The 17,026-nt window shown below is 71.0% G+C and carries 14 protein-coding genes; 7 read left to right on the forward strand and 7 right to left on the reverse strand.

Annotation, left to right across the window (positions count from 1 at the left end; all coding sequences use genetic code 11):
• Positions 1–7: 7 nt before the first annotated feature.
• Complete coding sequence (locus ACFVYK_RS33770; RefSeq protein WP_389780544.1) at positions 8–643, reverse strand: TetR/AcrR family transcriptional regulator; 636 nt, start codon at positions 641–643, stop codon at positions 8–10.
• 254 nt (positions 644–897) lie between these two features.
• On the opposite strand from ACFVYK_RS33770, the gene ACFVYK_RS33775 reads away from it, so the two are divergent.
• The 5 genes from ACFVYK_RS33775 to ACFVYK_RS33795 all read left to right on the forward strand — a co-directional run bounded on the left by ACFVYK_RS33775 (position 898) and on the right by ACFVYK_RS33795 (position 5,928).
• Entirely contained in the window at positions 898–1,872 is a 975-nt protein-coding gene (locus ACFVYK_RS33775) for a tetratricopeptide repeat protein (RefSeq protein WP_389780545.1), read from the forward strand.
• A gap of 645 nt (positions 1,873–2,517) precedes the next feature.
• The gene (locus tag ACFVYK_RS33780) at positions 2,518–3,150 is read left to right on the forward strand and encodes a DUF6230 family protein (protein ID WP_389780546.1); all 633 of its coding nucleotides are present in this window, start codon (positions 2,518–2,520) and stop codon (positions 3,148–3,150) included.
• A gap of 118 nt (positions 3,151–3,268) precedes the next feature.
• Entirely contained in the window at positions 3,269–3,904 is a 636-nt protein-coding gene (locus ACFVYK_RS33785) for a DUF6114 domain-containing protein (protein ID WP_389780547.1), read from the forward strand.
• Positions 3,894–5,336, forward strand: a complete 1,443-nt coding sequence (locus ACFVYK_RS33790; RefSeq protein WP_389780548.1) for a hypothetical protein — start codon at positions 3,894–3,896, stop codon at positions 5,334–5,336. The genes ACFVYK_RS33785 and ACFVYK_RS33790 overlap by 11 nt, the downstream gene beginning before the upstream one ends.
• Before the next feature lie 103 nt (positions 5,337–5,439).
• Entirely contained in the window at positions 5,440–5,928 is a 489-nt protein-coding gene (locus ACFVYK_RS33795) for a hypothetical protein (protein WP_389780549.1), read from the forward strand.
• Positions 5,929–6,015: 87 nt separating this feature from the next.
• Here ACFVYK_RS33795 and pyk read toward each other — a convergent pair whose 3' ends face one another.
• From pyk to pta, 3 genes are all read right to left on the reverse strand, one after another.
• A complete protein-coding gene (pyk, locus tag ACFVYK_RS33800) occupies positions 6,016–7,446 on the reverse strand; it encodes a pyruvate kinase (protein WP_389780550.1) in 1,431 nt (476 codons plus the stop codon).
• 89 nt (positions 7,447–7,535) lie between these two features.
• The gene (locus ACFVYK_RS33805; protein WP_389780551.1) at positions 7,536–8,747 is read right to left on the reverse strand and encodes an acetate kinase; all 1,212 of its coding nucleotides are present in this window, start codon (positions 8,745–8,747) and stop codon (positions 7,536–7,538) included.
• Complete coding sequence (pta, locus tag ACFVYK_RS33810; RefSeq protein WP_389780552.1) at positions 8,744–10,846, reverse strand: phosphate acetyltransferase; 2,103 nt, start codon at positions 10,844–10,846, stop codon at positions 8,744–8,746. Before pta ends, ACFVYK_RS33805 begins: the two co-directional genes overlap by 4 nt.
• A 223-nt stretch (positions 10,847–11,069) precedes the next feature.
• Between pta and ACFVYK_RS33815 the strand changes: the two genes are divergently transcribed.
• Complete coding sequence (locus ACFVYK_RS33815) at positions 11,070–12,095, forward strand: ATP-dependent 6-phosphofructokinase (RefSeq protein WP_389780553.1); 1,026 nt, start codon at positions 11,070–11,072, stop codon at positions 12,093–12,095.
• Between the two features lie 46 nt (positions 12,096–12,141).
• On the opposite strand, the gene ACFVYK_RS33820 is transcribed toward ACFVYK_RS33815, so the two are convergent.
• The 3 genes from ACFVYK_RS33820 to ACFVYK_RS33830 all read right to left on the reverse strand — a co-directional run bounded on the left by ACFVYK_RS33820 (position 12,142) and on the right by ACFVYK_RS33830 (position 15,428).
• Positions 12,142–12,771 (reverse strand): helix-turn-helix domain-containing protein, encoded by a 630-nt coding sequence (locus ACFVYK_RS33820; RefSeq protein WP_389780563.1) that lies wholly within the window; start codon positions 12,769–12,771, stop codon positions 12,142–12,144.
• 297 nt (positions 12,772–13,068) lie between these two features.
• Entirely contained in the window at positions 13,069–13,767 is a 699-nt protein-coding gene (locus tag ACFVYK_RS33825; RefSeq protein ID WP_389780554.1) for a response regulator, read from the reverse strand.
• The gene (locus ACFVYK_RS33830; RefSeq protein WP_389780555.1) at positions 13,764–15,428 is read right to left on the reverse strand and encodes an ATP-binding protein; all 1,665 of its coding nucleotides are present in this window, start codon (positions 15,426–15,428) and stop codon (positions 13,764–13,766) included. Before ACFVYK_RS33830 ends, ACFVYK_RS33825 begins: the two co-directional genes overlap by 4 nt.
• 153 nt (positions 15,429–15,581) lie before the next feature.
• Here ACFVYK_RS33830 and ACFVYK_RS33835 point away from each other — a divergent pair, with 153 nt between their 5' ends.
• Positions 15,582–16,982 carry a cation:dicarboxylate symporter family transporter gene (locus ACFVYK_RS33835; RefSeq protein ID WP_389780556.1) on the forward strand — a complete coding sequence of 467 codons (1,401 nt, stop codon included), beginning with the start codon at positions 15,582–15,584 and terminating at the stop codon, positions 16,980–16,982.
• Positions 16,983–17,026: the final 44 nt, after the last annotated feature.

A 17,026-nucleotide genomic window follows, 5' to 3' on the forward strand; every position in this document is an offset into this window, starting at 1 on the left:
GGCCCCGTCAGCCGTCCTCGGGCGGGACGGACGCCAACGACAGGCCCTGCAGCAGCACCCGCGTGAAGCCGCGCACCCACTCCTCGTCGGCCGGCTCCGCGCTCACCAGGGTGCGGTGGACCACCGCGCCCGCCACCACGTCGAAGATGAGGTCGACCGTGCGGGCGGCCTCCACCGGGTCGGTCTCCGGGGGGAGTTCGCCGCGGGCCTGCGCACGGGCCCGGCCCTCCAGGACCAGACCCTTCTGGGGATCGACGATGGAGGCGCGGATGCGTTCCCGCAGCGCGTCGTCGCGGGTGGACTCGGCGACGGCCGCCATCAGCCCGCTCTTGGCCTCCGGGCGGGCCAGGATCGCGGCGAACTGCAGGACGACGCCCTCGATGTCGGCGGCCAGGCTGCCGCGGTCGGGGAGTTCGAGTTCGCCGAAGAGCTCGGCGACCGCGTCGACGACCAGTTCGTTCTTCCCGGCCCAACGGCGGTACAGGGTCGTCTTGGCGACCCCGGCGCGCGTCGCCACGTCTCCCAGCGTCAGTTTCGACCAGCCCAGCTCCACCAGCGCCTCCCGCGTCGCGGCCAGGATCGCGGTGTCCGCGGCGGCGCTGCGCGGACGGCCCGGACGGCAAGCGGGAGTGCGGCTCTGCATGCTTCCGACCATAACCGCAGGTTTTTCCCCCGCCTCCGTGAGGCAGATCACCGAGGGGCGGTGGTGCGGAGGCACCCGGTGCCATTACGCTACGACTCGTAGCGAAAGCTCGACGCCGACAGCCGCTCGTGACGGACGTACACGGGCCGGGCCCGGCGGGGCGCGGGTGGGGACCCGGGCGCTCGTGTTCGGGATGTTCGGCGGGTATGCGGATCGCTTTTCACGCAGGGCCGCGGACGGGGGAGGATAGACGCATGCAGCCACGGAACATGTCCATGAGCGGAGTCGTCGACCTCGCCGCGGTGAAGGCGGCCCAGGAGGCCAAGGCGAAGGCGGAGCAGACGCGCGCCGAAGCGGCACGGCAGGGCGGCGCAGGGGCCGTCTCCCCGGCCGATCTCGTCATCGACGTCGATGAGGCGGGGTTCGAGCGGGACGTCCTGCAGCGGTCCGCCGAAGTGCCCGTCGTCATCGACTTCTGGGCGGAGTGGTGCCAGCCCTGCAAGCAGCTGAGCCCCGTCCTGGAGCGGCTCGCCGTCGAGTACAACGGCCGCTTCCTGCTCGCCAAGATCGACGTCGACGCCAACCAGATGCTGATGCAGCAGTTCGGGGTGCAGGGCATCCCGGCGGTGTTCGCGGTCGTCGCGGGGCAGGCCCTGCCCCTCTTCCAGGGGGCCGCCGGCGAGGCGCAGATCCGCGAGACCCTCGACCAGTTGGTGGAGGTGGCCGAGCAGCGGTTCGGGCTCACCGGCCTGACCGTCGACGCGGACGCCGCGCCCGCCGCCGCCCAGCCGGCCGCGGCCGAGCCCGCCGGGCCGTACGACGGCCTGCTCGAAGCCGCCGTACAGGCCCTGGACGCCGGGGACTTCGCCGGCGCCGTCCAGGCCTACCAGAACGTGCTCGCCGACGACCCCGGCAACAGCGAGGCCAAGCTCGGGCTCGCGCAGGCCGAGTTGCTCCGGCGGGTGGGCGAGATGGACCCGCAGCAGGTGCGCAAGGACGCCGCCGACCGGCCGAAGGACGTCGAGGCGCAGATCGCCGCGGCGGACCTGGACCTGGTCGGCGGACACGTCGAGGACGCGTTCGGCAGGCTCATCGAGACGGTGGCCCGCACGGCGGGCGACGACCGGGACGCCGCACGGCTGCGGCTGCTCGAACTGTTCGAGGTGGTCGGGCCCGAGGACCCCCGGGTGGCGGCGGCCCGGCGCGCGCTGGCGCGCGCCCTGTTCTGATCCCCCACGCGCCCGGGTTCTGACCAGTCGTTAAACGTCGGAGCCCGTGGCGCCGGAGGGGAAATTTCGCCGGAGTGGTTCCCGCGCGGCCGCGCTTTGCCAAATCTTGGTAAACGCGGCCGCTGTTACTGGGAGTAAAGAGCGGCCGTCGGTGTGTCGGATTCCGTCCATCGATCAATGGATTTGTCCTGGGCGGCAGGAGCACCCTCCGTCGCCGGTCGAGACCTGTGGGTCGTTGTTCGGTTATCCGGCCGTTACTAGCGAGTAACGAACCCCCTTGTGCGGGCGGCGAGAATGCACCACGATCGGCCACGCTCGGTCCAATCCCGTACCCCGACAGCCGGTTGGGTCAACGGGTTTTCCTGGGTCCCCACCGAGCAGGGTCGACGGCAGTGGCGCCGGCCCTTGGGCAGGGGGGTCTTCGCTGCGGCGAAGCCTGTCCAGCAAGGTTGTGCGTGATGCGTGTCAGGCGCGACCAGTGGTTGTCGCTCGGGGGTGATCGCCGGTGATCGGTGCGCGGTTCGCGCCTCCGGAACAGGCGCTCCCCTTCCCGAGGACGTAGCACTTCTCCCATCCCTGCCCGGCTGAGCCGCCGTCTCGGGGGCTAGTCAGGGCCAGGAGATGTACGTCCGAGAAGGAGGAAATATGGAGTCCCAGGTGCGTGGCGGGACCAGATGGAAGCGCTTCGCTGTGGTCATGGTGCCCAGCGTCGCAGCGACGGCATGTATAGGTGTGGCCCTCGCGCAGGGCGCACTGGCCGCGTCGTTCAGCGTGTCCGGTCAGTCGTTCAAGGTGAGCGCGGACAAGCTCGAAGGCACGGGCTTCTCGCAGTACGGCGCGATCGACTCGGGTTACACCCTCGACGGCAAGAAGACGGCTCACCCCGTCGCCGTCTCGGCGTTCAAGAGCGCCTCGATCACGAACATGTGCCAGTCCGTGGTCACCCCGAACATCCCGCTGTTCGGGTCTGTCAGCCTCACGCTGAAGGCGGGCGGCGGCGGTACGCCGGTCGAGGCCGAGAACCTCTACATCGACGTCGAGGACCTCGAGGCGAACGCGACCTTCAGGAACATCGACATCGGCGTCGCGGCCAAGGACGCCAGCAAGGGTCCCGGCCTCAAGAGCGGTGACGCGGCGAACCCTTACGGCTTCGCTCAGCAGGCCGAGTCGGCCACGCTGACCGACGTGAAGCAGACGGCGTGGGCCACCACTGCCGGAACGTTCAAGCTCAGCGGCCTGAAGATGTCGCTGTCGACGGGCGTCAAGGAGTGCTACTAAGCACTCTCTGACGGGCGGGGGAGCCGGTGGCGCCCCCGCCCGTCCAGTCTGAAGCCCGGGTCCTCACCGGCAGCACGACTCACCACCACAGAAACGCCGCACCAGGGAGCTGTTTTCCATGAGCGCCGAGACCCCTGCCGCACCCGGCCAGTTCACCCGCCGGAGGCAGCAGTTCCGCGCCTGGCGAGGCACCAGGCCCTTCTGGGCGGGCCTGTTCGTTCTTCTCGCCGGCTTCCCCATCGCCTACTTCCCCTACGCCCACCTCCAGGTGGGCCACCTGACTCTGGCGATGGCGACCACCGCGGGCGCGGGCTCGCTGATCATCGGCGTGCTGCTGGGCGTCCTGGGCATCAGTCTGTGGTTCCAGAAGCACGTGCAGGTCTTCGCGGGCGTCGCGGCGATCCTGCTGGGTCTGGTGTCCATCCCGGTGTCCAACCTCGGCGGCTTCCTCATCGGTTTCCTGTTCGCCCTCGTCGGCGGCGCGATGGCGGTGTCCTGGGCCCCGGGCGCACCGCCCGCCCCGGCCCCGGCGCCGGAGGCCGGCGCGAACGCCGGAGACGCCCCCGAGGGCGCGTACCCCGGCGGCCCCGCCCCGGCGGGCGACCTCGGCGCGAACCCGTACAGCACAGGTCCCGGCGTGGCCGAGAGGCCGTCCTTCAGCAAGGGCGAGGGACCGGGCGAGCCGCGCGACCTGCACGATCTGTCAGGAACGAGCCCGGCCAACGGGGCGAACGGGAGGCACAGTGCCGGCTGACGAGGTGTCCACCGGGAGCGATGTGGACGCTGCCTGCGTGAGAACCACCGGGCCGCGGCACGCGGCGCCCAGGAAGCCGCTGTTCACCAGGTTCCACATGCCCGCGGGCAAGGCGATAGCCCTGGCGGCCATGCCGACGGCGGTCCTCATGGGCATGGGCTTCACCCCCACCCTCGCGAACGCCGACGACCAGCCGTCGTCCAAGAACCTCACGATCGACGAGTACAAGGACTGTGTGGCGGCCCTGGAGGACACGGACGCCTCCGCGTCGGCCTCTCCGTCGCCGTCGGCCTCGACGAGCGCGAGCGAGTCCCCCGACGACTCCAAGAGCGGTTCCCAGGACGACTCCAAGGACTCCTCGGACGGCGCCGAGGGCGACTCCGGCGGCTCGAAGGACACTTCCGGTTCCTCCAATTCCTCCGGTTCCTCGGGTGACAAGGGCGGCTCCTCCTCGTCGGATTCAGGTTCCGGCGATGCGGCCGAGCCCGCCCCGTCCGCGTCCTCCTCGCCCGCGAAGTCGGCGACGTCCGGCGACACCGCCGCGACGACCCCGTCGGCCGCCGACACGGGCAAGAACGTCCTGGAGACCGTCGGCGACGCCCTCACGGACCTGTTCGACGGCAAGAAGTCCGGCGACACGGCCACCGCGAGCCCGTCCCCGTCCGCCTCGCCCTCGGCCGAGGCCTCGGCTCCTGCCGCCGGTTCGGGCTCCTCCGGGTCTTCGGGAACGTCGGGTTCGGGTTCCTCCGGTTCCTCGGACAAGGGCTCCTCGGACAAGGGCTCCTCGGGCACGTCCAAGGACTCCGGCGGCGCCGACACGGTGAAGAACACCGTCAAGGACACCGCCGACACGGCGAAGGACGCGGTAGAGGACACGGCGAAGGACGCGAAGGACACCGCCGCCGACGCCACGGCCTCGCCGAGCCCCTCCGCGAGCGCCACCACGAACGCCGACGACTGCCCCGCCGCCACCGACGACGAGGGCGGCATCGACAACAAGGTCAGGCTGCCGGACGACCCCTGGTTCCTCAACGCCAGTTCGCTGCTCCTCAAGGGCGCCGACTACCAGGGCATCGTCAAGGTGAAGACGGCCAACGGCACCGTCAAGGAGGTGCTCAAGTACGTCATCTCCGGCGGGACCGACATCGGCGACCTGCACCAGACGGTGAACGACAAGCAGGCGGGCCGCACTTACCACGTGCAGGCCGGCAAGGGCACCACGTCCACCATCAAGGACGGCGACACGATCATGTACACGGAGAGCATCTCCGGCAACCTGTTCGGCCTGATCCCGGTGACGTTCAGCCCGAAGAGCCCGCCTCCGCTGAACATCCCGCTGATCTACTTCACCAACGCCAAGGTCCAGCAGGCGGGCCAGTTCGGCGGCACGCTCACCATCCCCCGACTGCACCAGTACACGACCGCGAACTGACCGTCAGCACCCAGACCATTCCGGGAGCCGCGAGACGACTGTGCCTCCGCCGGGTTCATACCCGGCGGAGGCACAGTCGTGTGCCGGCGGGAGCAGGGAAAAGATGATCGCTTTCGCCTTCGAGCCCCGCGCGGACGACGTCTTCTGGTCGCCCGGCCGGCGACCGGAGCACCCGCACCGGCCGGAGCACCCGGAGCTGACCGGCGCGGACTTCTGCATCAGCTACTTCCTGGCAGACGTACAGCTCGTCGTGCACGGTGTGGATCTCAGCCTGCGCACGCCGGGACTGCCCGTCGTCGACTTCGCGCTGATGCTGGAGTACGCGAGGAGGGAGCTGGAAGCCCGGAGCGGCATCGCGGTGGAGACGAGCGTGACCAAGCACGTGTTCTCGCTCAGCCGGGGACCGGAGGTCGTCACCCTTACGACGAACTACGCCTCGGCCGTGGCCGAATTGACCTGGGACGAGCTGCGCCAACTCGCCGCTCGGGCCAAGAGCGAGGCGTTCCGGCTGATCACGACCGCTCATCCGGAGCTGCGCGACCACGCGTGGCTGCGGGAGACGGTCGGAGCGGGAGCGTCGCCCGCCGCGTGATGCTGCGGGCGAAGACGGAGGGCGCCTCCCTGTCGCAGGGAGGCGCCCTCAGCGCTGTACGGGCCCCGTCACGGGGTCGCCGTCCGCTCAGTCGCGGGAGCCGCCGCCGAGGTGGTGGACGCGGAGCATGTTGGTGGTGCCGGGGACGCCGGGGGGCGAGCCGGCGGTGATGATGACGATCTCGCCCGGGCTGAACCGGTTGATCTTGGCGATCTCCTGGTCCACCATGTCGACCATCTCGTCGGTGGTGTTCACGAACGGGACGATGTGCGACTCGACGCCCCAGCTGAGCGTCAGCTGGTTGCGGGTGCCCTCGTCCGTGGTGAAGGCGATGATCGGCTGGGACGCGCGGTAGCGGGACAGCCGGCGGGCGGTGTCGCCGGACTGCGTGAAGGCCACCAGGCCCCGGCCGCCGAGGAAGTCGGAGATCTCGCACGCGGCGCGGGCGATCGAACCGCCCTGCGTGCGCGGCTTCTTGCCCGGCACCAGCGGCTGCAGGCCCTTGCTGAGCAGCTCCTGCTCGGCCGCGGTGACGATCTTCGACATCGTCTTCACGGTCTCGATCGGGTACGCGCCCACGCTCGACTCGGCCGACAGCATGACCGCGTCCGCGCCGTCCAGGATCGCGTTGGCCACGTCGGAGGCCTCGGCGCGGGTCGGACGGGAGTTGGTGATCATCGACTCCATCATCTGGGTCGCCACGATCACCGGCTTGGCGTTGCGCCGGCACAGCTCGATGAGGCGCTTCTGCACCATGGGGACCCGCTCCAGCGGGTACTCGACGGCGAGGTCGCCGCGCGCGACCATCACACCGTCGAACGCCATCACGACGTCCTCCATGTTGTCCACCGCCTGCGGCTTCTCGACCTTGGCGATGACGGGGACCCGGCGGCCCTCCTCGTCCATGACCCGGTGGACGTCGGAGACGTCCTTGGCGTCCCGGACGAAGGACAGGGCGACCAGGTCGGCGCCCATGCGCAGCGCGAACCGCAGGTCCTCGATGTCCTTCTCGCTGAGCGCGGGCACGTTGACGGCCGTGCCGGGCAGGTTGATGCCCTTGTGGTCGGAGATGACACCGCCCTCGATGACGATCGTCCGCACCCGCGGGCCCTCGACGTCGAGGACCTTCAGCTCGACGTTGCCGTCGTTGATGAGGACCTGGTCGCCGCGCGAGACGTCGCCCGGCAGGCCCTTGTACGTCGTGCCGCAGATCGTCTTGTCGCCGGGGACGTCCTCGGTGGTGATGGTGAACTCGTCACCGCGCACCAGCTCGACGGGACCCTCGGCGAAGGTCTCCAGACGGATCTTCGGGCCCTGGAGGTCGGCGAGGACGCCGATGGCCCGGCCGGTCTCCTTGGCGGCGGCCCGCACCCGGTCGTAGCGACCCTGGTGTTCGGCGTGCGTGCCGTGGCTGAAGTTGAAGCGGGCCACGTTCATGCCGGCTTCGATCAGGGACACGAGCATGTCGTGGGAGTCGACCGCGGGGCCGAGAGTACAGACGATTTTCGAACGGCGCATGAGGCGATCCTATCGGTTTGTTTCGCTACGGAATATTCCGTCTGGCGGAAGATACAAATGGGCAGGAGTACGCTCAGTTGCTTTCCTGCTCAGTTTGTGGTTTTCACCAGTGCGTAAGTCTGTGTGGCGATCTCCAGTTCCTCGTCCGTCGGCACCACGGCGACCGCCACCCGGGCGCCCGCCGGAGAGATCAGCCGCGGCCCGTCGCCGCGTACGGCGTTCCGCTCGCCGTCCACCGCCAGGCCCAGGGAGTCCAGCCCCGCGAGCGCCGCCGCCCGCACCGGCGCCGCGTTCTCGCCGACCCCGGCGGTGAACGCGACCGCGTCCACCCGACCGAGTACGGCGTAATAAGCGCCGATGTACTTCTTCAGCCGGTGAATGTAGATGTCGAACGCGAGCTTCGCCTGCTCGTCGCCCTCGTCGATCCGGCGCCGGATCTCCCGCATGTCGTTGTCGCCGCACAGCCCTACGAGACCGCTCCTCTTGTTGAGAAGAGCATCGATTTCGTCGATGGACATTCCGCCGACGCGCGCCAAATGGAAGATGACGGCCGGGTCGACGTCTCCCGAACGCGTACCCATCACGAGCCCCTCCAAGGGCGTCAGCCCCATCGAGGTGTCCACGCACCGGCCCTTCTCCACGGCCGACGCCGACGCCCCGTTGCCGAGGTGCAGCACGATGACGTTCACCTCTTCGGGGGCCTTGCCCAGCAGCTTCGCCGTCGCCCGGGAGACGTACGCGTGCGAGGTCCCGTGGAAGCCGTAGCGCCGCACCCGGTGCGCGTCGGCGGTCTCCACGTCGATCGCGTAGCGCGCGGCCGCCTCCGGCATCGTGGTGTGGAAGGCCGTGTCGAAGACGGCCACCTGGGGCAGGTCGGGGCGCAGGGCCGTCGCCGTGCGGATGCCGGTGAGGTTGGCCGGGTTGTGCAGGGGGGCGACCGGGATCAGCCGCTCGATCTCGGCGAGCACCGCGGCGTCGATCACCGTCGGCCGGGTGAAGTGCTTGCCGCCGTGCACCACGCGGTGCCCGATGGCGGCCAGTTCGGGGGAGTCCAGGCCCAGCCCGTCCTTCGCCAGCTCATCGGCCACGGCCTTCAGGGCGGCTTCGTGGTCGGCGATCGGCTCGCTGCGCTCACGGCTCCCGCCGCCGGTGGCGAGCGGGGTGTGCTTCAGCCGGGAGGACCGCTCGCCGATGCGCTCGACGAGCCCGCTCGCCAGCCGGCTGCTGTCGCGCATGTCGAGCAGCTGGTACTTCACCGACGAGGAGCCGGAGTTGAGGACGAGGACGCGGGTCGCGCTCACAGATCGGTCGCCTTCTCGCTGGAGGTCTCGGACGGGCTCTGGGCCTGGATCGCCGTGATGGCGACGGTGTTGACGATGTCCTGGACGAGAGCGCCCCGGGACAGGTCGTTGACGGGCTTGCGCAGCCCCTGCAGCACCGGCCCGACCGCGATCGCGCCGGCCGAACGCTGCACGGCCTTGTAGGTGTTGTTGCCCGTGTTGAGGTCCGGGAAGATCAACACGCTCGCCTGACCGGCGACTTCGGAGCCCGGCAGCTTGGTCGCGGCGACGGTCGGCTCGACGGCGGCGTCGTACTGGATGGGCCCCTCGATCTTCAGGTCGGTCCGCCGCCCGCGCACCAGCTCGGTCGCCTCCCGCACCTTGTCGACGTCCGCGCCCGAGCCGGACGTGCCGGTGGAGTACGACAGCATCGCGATCCGCGGCTCCACGCCGAACCGGGCGGCGGTCGCGGCCGACTGGATGGCGATGTCGGCGAGCTGCCCGGCGTCCGGGTCGGGGTTGACCGCGCAGTCGCCGTAGACGAGGACCTTGTCGGCCAGGCACATGAAGAACACCGACGAGACGATGTCCGCGTCCGGCTTGGTCTTGATGATCTCGAAGGCGGGCCGGATCGTGGCGGCCGTGGAGTGCACGCAGCCGGAGACCATGCCGTCGGCGAAGCCCTCCTGGACCATGAGCGTGCCGAAGTAGTTCACGTCGGAGACCACGTCGTAGGCCAGCTCGACGCTGACCCCCTTGTGGGCGCGCAGGGCGGCGTACTTCTCCGCGAAGGCGTCGCGCAGATCGCTGGTCGCCGGGTCGATCAGCGCGCAGTCGCCGAGGTCGATGCCGAGGTCGGCGGCCTTCTTGCGGATCTGGTCGACGGGCCCGAGCAGCGTCAGGTCGCACACGCCCCGGCGCAGCAGCACCTCGGCCGCGTGCAGGACGCGCTCCTCGGTCCCCTCGGGGAGCACCACCCGGCGTTTGTCGGAGCGGGCCTGTTCCAGCAGCTTGTGCTCGAACATCATCGGCGTGACGCGGTCGCTGCTGGGCGCGGAGACCCGCTTGAGCAGCTCGCTCGTGTCGACGTGCCGCTCGAACAGGCCCAGCGCGGTCTCGGCCTTGCGCGGGGTGGCCGCGTTCAGTTTGCCCTCCAGGGAGAACAACTGCTCCGCGGTGGGGAAGCTGGTCCCGGGCACCGACACGACCGGCGTGCCGGGGGCCAGCCGGGCGGCCAGGGTGAGGACCTCGTCGGTCGGGACCTCGCCCAGCGTGAGCACCACACCGGCGATCGGCGGGGTGCCGGCGCTGTGCGCGGCCAGCGAGCCGATGACCAGGTCGGCCCGGTCGCCGGGGGTGACGACCAGGCAGCCCGGCGTCAGGGCGTTGAGGAAGTTCGGCAGCATCGCCCCGCCGAAGACGAAGTCGAGCGCGTCGCGGGCCAGCCCGGAGTCGTCGCCGAGGAGGACCCGGGCCCCCAGGGCGTGGCTGATCTGCGCGACGGTCGGCGCGGAGAGCGCGGGCTCGTCGGGCACGACGTAGCAGGGAACCGGCAGCCGGGCGCCGAGACCGGCGGCGATCTCCTCCCGGTCCTCGGGGGCGACCCGGTTGGTCACCATGGCCAGGACGTCGCAGCCGAGGCCCTGGTACGCGCGGTAGGCGTTGCGGGTCTCGGCGAGCACCGACTCGGCGGTCTGCTTGCGACCGCCGACGACCGGGATCACGGACGCGCCGAACTCGTTGGCCAGGCGCGCGTTGAGCGCCAGCTCGTCCGGGAACTGCGTGTCGGCGTAGTCCGTGCCGAGGACGAGCACGACGTCGTAGGCGCGGGCGACCCGGTGGAACCGCTCGACGAGGGTGGAGACCAGTTCGTCCGCGCCCTGTTCGGCCTGGAGGGCGGACGCCTCGTGGTAGTCCATGCCGTAGACGGTGGCCGGATCCTGGGCCAGCCGGTAGCGGGCGCGCAGCAACTCGAAGAGCCGGTCGGGCCCGTCGTGGACGAGGGGACGGAAGACGCCCACCCGGTCGACCTGCCGGGTCAGGAGCTCCATGACCCCCAGCTCGACGACCTGACGGCCGTCGCCGCGGTCGATACCGGTCACGTACACGCTGCGGGTCACGCGAGCTCTCCGTTCCGTTCCGGGGCAGTTCGTCGGGCGCCGTGTCCGGCGCCCCGTCCGGGTGCTCCCTCCGGCGCACAAAAATCGCCCACCTAGGTGAGCATCCCTCTTGACAATACCCCCGGCCGTGGTTAAGGCGCCCGTCAAGAGACAGGCCGCTCAGCGGCGTGAAACAATCGAATCCGGCTCACCGGCAACGACAGCGAGCAGGAGACACAGCACGATGCGCATCGGAGTTCTCACCGCAGGCGGCGACTGCCCCGGCCTGAACGCAGTGATCCGGTCGGTCGTGCACCGCGCCGTGGACAACTACGGCGACGAGGTCATCGGCTTCGAGGACGGCTACGCCGGGCTGCTGGACGGCCGTTACCGGGGGCTCGACCTCAACGCGGTGAGCGGCATCCTGGCCCGCGGCGGCACCATCCTCGGCTCGTCCCGGCTGGAGCGCGACCGGCTGCGCGAGGCGTGCGAGAGCGCCTCCGACATGATCCACGACTTCGGCATCGACGCCCTCATCCCGATCGGCGGCGAGGGCACGCTGACCGCGGCGCGCATGCTGTCCGACGCCGGACTGCCGGTGGTCGGCGTCCCGAAGACCATCGACAACGACATCTCCTCCACCGACCGCACCTTCGGCTTCGACACGGCGGTCGGCGTCGCGACGGAGGCGATGGACCGCCTGAAGACGACCGCGGAGTCCCACCAGCGGGTGATGGTCGTCGAGGTCATGGGCCGGCACGCGGGATGGATCGCGCTGGAGAGCGGCATGGCGGCGGGCGCGCACGGCATCTGCCTGCCCGAGCGCCCCTTCGACCCCGCCGACCTGGTGAAGATGGTCGAGGAGCGGTTCGCGCGCGGCAAGAAGTTCGCGGTGATCTGCGTCGCGGAGGGCGCGCACCCGGCCGACGGCACGATGGACTACAGCAAGGGCGCGATCGACCAGTTCGGCCACGAGCGGTTCCAGGGCATCGGCACCGCCCTGGCCTACGAGCTGGAGAGGCGGCTCGGCAAGGAGGCCCGCCCGGTCATCCTCGGCCACGTCCAGCGCGGCGGCGTCCCGACGGCCTACGACCGCGTCCTCGCCACCCGCTTCGGCTGGCACGCCGTGGAGGCCGCGCACCGCGGCCAGTTCGGGCGGATGACGGCGCTGCGCGGCACCGACGTGGTGATGGTGCCCCTGGCGGAAGCGGTCACCGAGCTCAAGACGGTGCCCGCGGACCGGATCGTGGAGGCGGAGTCGGTCTTCTAGGCCGCCGGCGTCCGCTCTGTCCGGGGCGGGAGTCCCGGGGCACGGATCAGGCGGTCCGGTCGCGCAGACTCGTCCAGAAGGCGTCGACGACGCGGTCCAGGAAGTCGCGGCCGGCCTCGCTGGCGTCCCCGGCCGCGCTGCCGCCGCCCCAGCTCAGCGTGGCCACCATCTGCCCCTGGTAGTCCTCGTGCAGCTCCTGGAGAGCGTCCCCGAGGAGCCGCCGGTCCAACGGCACGATCCTGCCCACCGGCTTCACATACGCCTGCCAGCGCGTCCGGGCCGCGGTGCGCAGCAGGTCGGCGAGCTCGGCCTCCCGGCCGGTGACCGTGACCAGCTCCGGCAGCGAGAGGCCGAGCAGCTCGGCCAGGGCGGCCGACTGCCGGTCGGTGCCGCGCCACTGCCCGCTCTCCTCCATGCGCGTGTACGCCGGGAACGCGTGGCCCACGGCCCGGGCGACGTCCTCGGGCGCCAGGCCCCGGGCGACGCGGTGTTCGCGCAGGGTGCGGGGACGCCCGATGAGTTCGGCCGGGGAGCACCACAACACGCCCGCGAGAGCGGTGAGTTCGATGTGTTCCGGGGTGAGGGCCCCGCGTTCCCAGGCGCTCACCAGGTCGGAAGTGGCGTGCGGAAGGGCGTACGAGGCGCGCAGGCCCTGGGCGACGTGACCCGGGGTCATCCCCAGGGCGACGCGGATCCTGCGGGCGGCCGGGGCGTCGAAGGGAGGACCGGGCTGGCGGGTGTGAGCTGCGGGTCTGGGCACGGGGGACAAGCTAGGGCGTGCGGGGCGCGCTGACTACCGGGTGTTCGGACATAGTCACCGGTCGTCGGAAACTACGGCGGCGGCCCGGGCGACGGCTGTGGGTCTGTCTCCGGCAGCCCCTCAAGGTACTGCCAGTCCATCGGGGGAGGGGTGTTCGTCGTGCGGTACGCGGTGCCGTTCGGCGGCGGGTGACCCGGTCCCTGCCGGGTCGGCTCACCGCCCCTTGGCGGACCCCGGCACCCACCGGTAGACCAGCTCCGGTCTACCCACCTGCCCGTACAGCGGCTTGCGCTCGGTCCGTCCGGCCTCCACCAGGTGTTCCAGGTACCGCCGGGCGGTGATCCGGGAGATGCCCACCGCCTCGGCCACGCCGGCCGCCGTCAGGCCCTCCGCGGCCCGCCGGACGGTCTCCGTGACCCGTTCCAGGGTCGGGGCGCTCAGGCCCTTGGGCAGCGCGGCGGGGCCGGGCGCGCGCAGCGCCGCGAGCGCCCGGTCGACCTCGTCCTGGCCGCTCGCCTCGCCCGCGGCCGCCCGGAACTCGGCGTACCGCACCAGCCGGTCGCGCAGGGTCGCGAACGTGAAGGGCTTCAGCACGTACTGCACGACCCCCAGCGAGACGCCCTCGCGGACCACCGTCAGGTCGCGGGCCGACGTCACCGCTATGACATCCGCGTGATAGCCGGCCGCCCGCAGCGAGCGGGCCAGCTGCAGCCCGTGTCCGTCCGGCAGGTGCAGGTCCAGCAGGAGGAGGTCCACCGGCGTGCGGTCCAGCAGCCGCCGGGCCTCCGCGCCGGTGTGCGCCTTGCCCACCGCCACGAACCCCGGGACCCGCCCGACGTACAGGACATGGGCGTCCGCGGCGACCGGATCGTCCTCCACGACCAGCACTCTGATCGGCTCCGCGCTCGTCATCCTGTGCCTCCCGACGCCGGGGTCGATACCGGGGCCGACGAGGGGGCCGCCCCGGACGCGGTCGTCGTGCGCAACGGCAGGCGCACCACGAACTCGGCCCCGCCGCCCTCGGCCTCCACCACCGACAGGGTCCCCTCGTGCCGGTGCACGGCCTGCCGGACCAGGGCCAGCCCGAGGCCCCGGCCGCCCGGCCCGGCCGGCTTCGTCGAGAAGCCGCGCTCGAAGACCAGGGAGGCGTGCGCGGGATCCACCCCCGTCCCCGTGTCCGCCACCCGCAGCAGCAGTTCGGGGCCCTCGGTGGACGCCGTCACCGTCACCCGGGCCCGCACGCTGCCCTGGGCCGCGTCCACCGCGTTGTCGATGAGGTTGCCCAGGATCGTCACCAGGTCGCGGGCGGGCAGGGACTCCGGCAGCACACCGTCGTCCAGCGTGCTCTCGTCGGACACCACCAGCTCCACGCCCCGCTCGTTCGCCTGCGCCGTCTTGCCCAGCAGCAGCGCCGCCAGGACCGGCTCGCCGACCGCCGCGACCACCTGGTCGGTCAGCGCCTGGGCCAGCTCCAGTTCCGCCGTCGCGAAGTCCACCGCCTCCTGCTCCCGCCCCAGCTCGATCAGCGAGACGACCGTGTGCAGCCGGTTCGCCGCCTCGTGGGCCTGCGAGCGCAGCGCCTCGGTGAAACCGCGCTCGGAGTCCAACTCGCCCATCAGGGACTGCAGTTCGGTCACATCGCGCAGGGTGACGACCGTGCCGCGGCGTTCGCCGCCCGAGACCGGGGACGTGTTCACGACGAGCACCCGGTCCGCCGCCAGATGCACCTCGTCCACCCGGGACTCGGAGGCCAGCAGCGCGCCCGTCAGGGGGGCCGGCAGCCCGAGGTCCGCAACCGAGCTGCCCACCACCTCCTCGGACACCCCCAGCAGCTCGCGGCCTCCGTCGTTGATCAGCGCCACCTTGTACTGTCCGTCCAGCATCAGCAGCCCTTCGCGCACCGCGTGCAACGCGGCCTGGTGATAGTCGTGCATCCGGCTCAGCTCGGTCGCGTTCATGCCGTGGGTGTGCCGACGCAGGGACGCGTTGACGACGTAGGTGCCGATCGCCCCGAGGACCAGCGCACCGCCGGCCACCGCGAACAGCGCCGTCACCTGGTCCTGCACCCGCTTGCTGATCGACTCGACCTTGATGCCCGCGCTGACCAGGCCGACGATGTCCCCGTCGCCGTCCTGCACGGGGGTGACCGCGCGCACGGACGCGCCGAGCGTGCCCGTGTAGGTCTCGGTGAACGTCTCGCCCCGCAGGGCCTTCGCGGTGTTCCCGCGGAAGCGCCGGCCGATCTGCGTCACGTCCGGATGGGTCCAGCGGACGCCCTGCGGATTCATGATCGTGACGAAGTCGACGTCCGTGTCCCGCATGATCCGCAGCGCGTACGGCTGGAGCTCGGCGGTAGGGCGGGCGGTGCGGATCGCGGCCCGCACGGAGGGGGAGTCGGCGACGGAGCGGGCCACCGCGGTGGCCTGGCTGCGCGCCGCCTCCTCCGCCTGGTCCCGGTCGCTGACGTACGTGAACAGCGCGTATCCCGCGACGAGCACCGCGATCAGCACGGCCTGCATGGCGAACAGCTGGCCGGCGAGGCTGCGGGGTCGGGGCAGGTCGGGGATGCGCATGCCGTCAGTGTGCCCCCGCGGCCGAGCATGAACTAAATGAACGGAAGGGTGACCGCCCTCACAGCTCGCGAGAGAGTCACGGCATCCCCCATAACTCCCCGGACGTGAGCCGCACGCCGGTGATTGCCGACGAAGACGTCAAGGAGGGCAGCCGTGGCCGCCAGCAGCACCCCCGATACGGCACCTGCCGCACCCGTGGTCAAGCGGGACCGCACCCACTACCTGTACATCGCGGTGATCATCGCGGTGGCGCTCGGCATCGCGGTGGGCCTCGCCGCCCCCGACTTCGCCGTCGAGCTCAAGCCCATCGGCACCGGCTTCGTCAGCCTGATCAAGATGATGATCTCGCCGATCATCTTCTGCACGATCGTGCTGGGCATCGGGTCCGTTCGCAAGGCGGCCAAGGTCGGCAAGGTCGGCGGCATCGCGCTCGGCTACTTCGTCGTCATGTCGCTCGTGGCGCTCGCCATCGGCCTGGTCGTCGGCAACATCCTGGAGCCCGGCAGCGGCCTCCACATCACCGACGCCGTGAAGGAGACCGGCCAGGCGCAGGTCTCGGCGGAGGCCAAGGACACCACCGAGTTCCTGCTCGGCATCATCCCCACCACCATCGTCTCCGCCTTCACCGTGCCGGACGTCCTGCAGACCCTGCTCGTCGCGCTGCTGTGCGGTTTCGCCCTGCAGAGCATGGGCAAGACCGGCCGGCCGATCCTGCGCGGCGTCGAGCACATCCAGCGGCTCGTCTTCCGCATCCTTGCGATGGTCATGTGGGCCGCTCCGGTCGGCGCCTTCGGCGCGATGGCCGCGGTCGTCGGCTCGGCGGGCGTGGACGCGCTCAAGAGCCTCGCCGTCCTGATGCTCGGCTTCTACACCACGTGCTTCCTGTTCGTCTTCATCGTGCTCGGCACGCTGCTGAAGGTCTTCACGGGCCTGAACATCCTGACGTTCTTCAAGTACCTCGCCCGCGAGTTCCTGCTGATCCTGTCGACCTCCTCCTCCGAGTCCGCGCTGCCGCGGCTCATCGCGAAGATGGAGCACCTGGGCGTCAGCAAGCCCGTGGTCGGCATCACCGTCCCGACCGGCTACTCCTTCAACCTCGACGGCACCATGATCTACATGACCATGGCGTCCCTGTTCATCGCCGACGCCATGGGCACGCCGATGTCGATCGGCGAGCAGATCCCGCTGCTGCTGTTCCTGTTCGTCGCCTCCAAGGGCGCGGCCGGCGTCACCGGCGCGGGCATGGCGACCCTGGCCGGCGGTCTGCAGTCGCACAAGCCCGCCCTGGTGGACGGCATGGGCCTCATCGTCGGCATCGACCGCTTCATGAGCGAGGCCCGCGCCCTCACCAACTTCGCGGGCAACGCCGTCGCCACGGTCCTGGTCGGCACCTGGACCCAGGAGATCGACAAGGAGCGCGTCCGGCTGGTGCTGGCCGGCGACCTGCCGTTCGACGAGAAGACCCTCCTCGACCACGAGGACCGCGACGAGGCCGTCCCGGCGGAGCTGCCCGAGCAGCGCGAGGACGGCGAGAAGGAACTCGCCAAGGCCTGATCGACACCGGATCCCGGGCCCTCGAACTCCGGGTGTCCGGCCCC

This window comes from Streptomyces sp. NPDC058291 (assembly GCF_042880855.1).
Classification (GTDB): Bacteria; Actinomycetota; Actinomycetes; order Streptomycetales; family Streptomycetaceae; genus Streptomyces.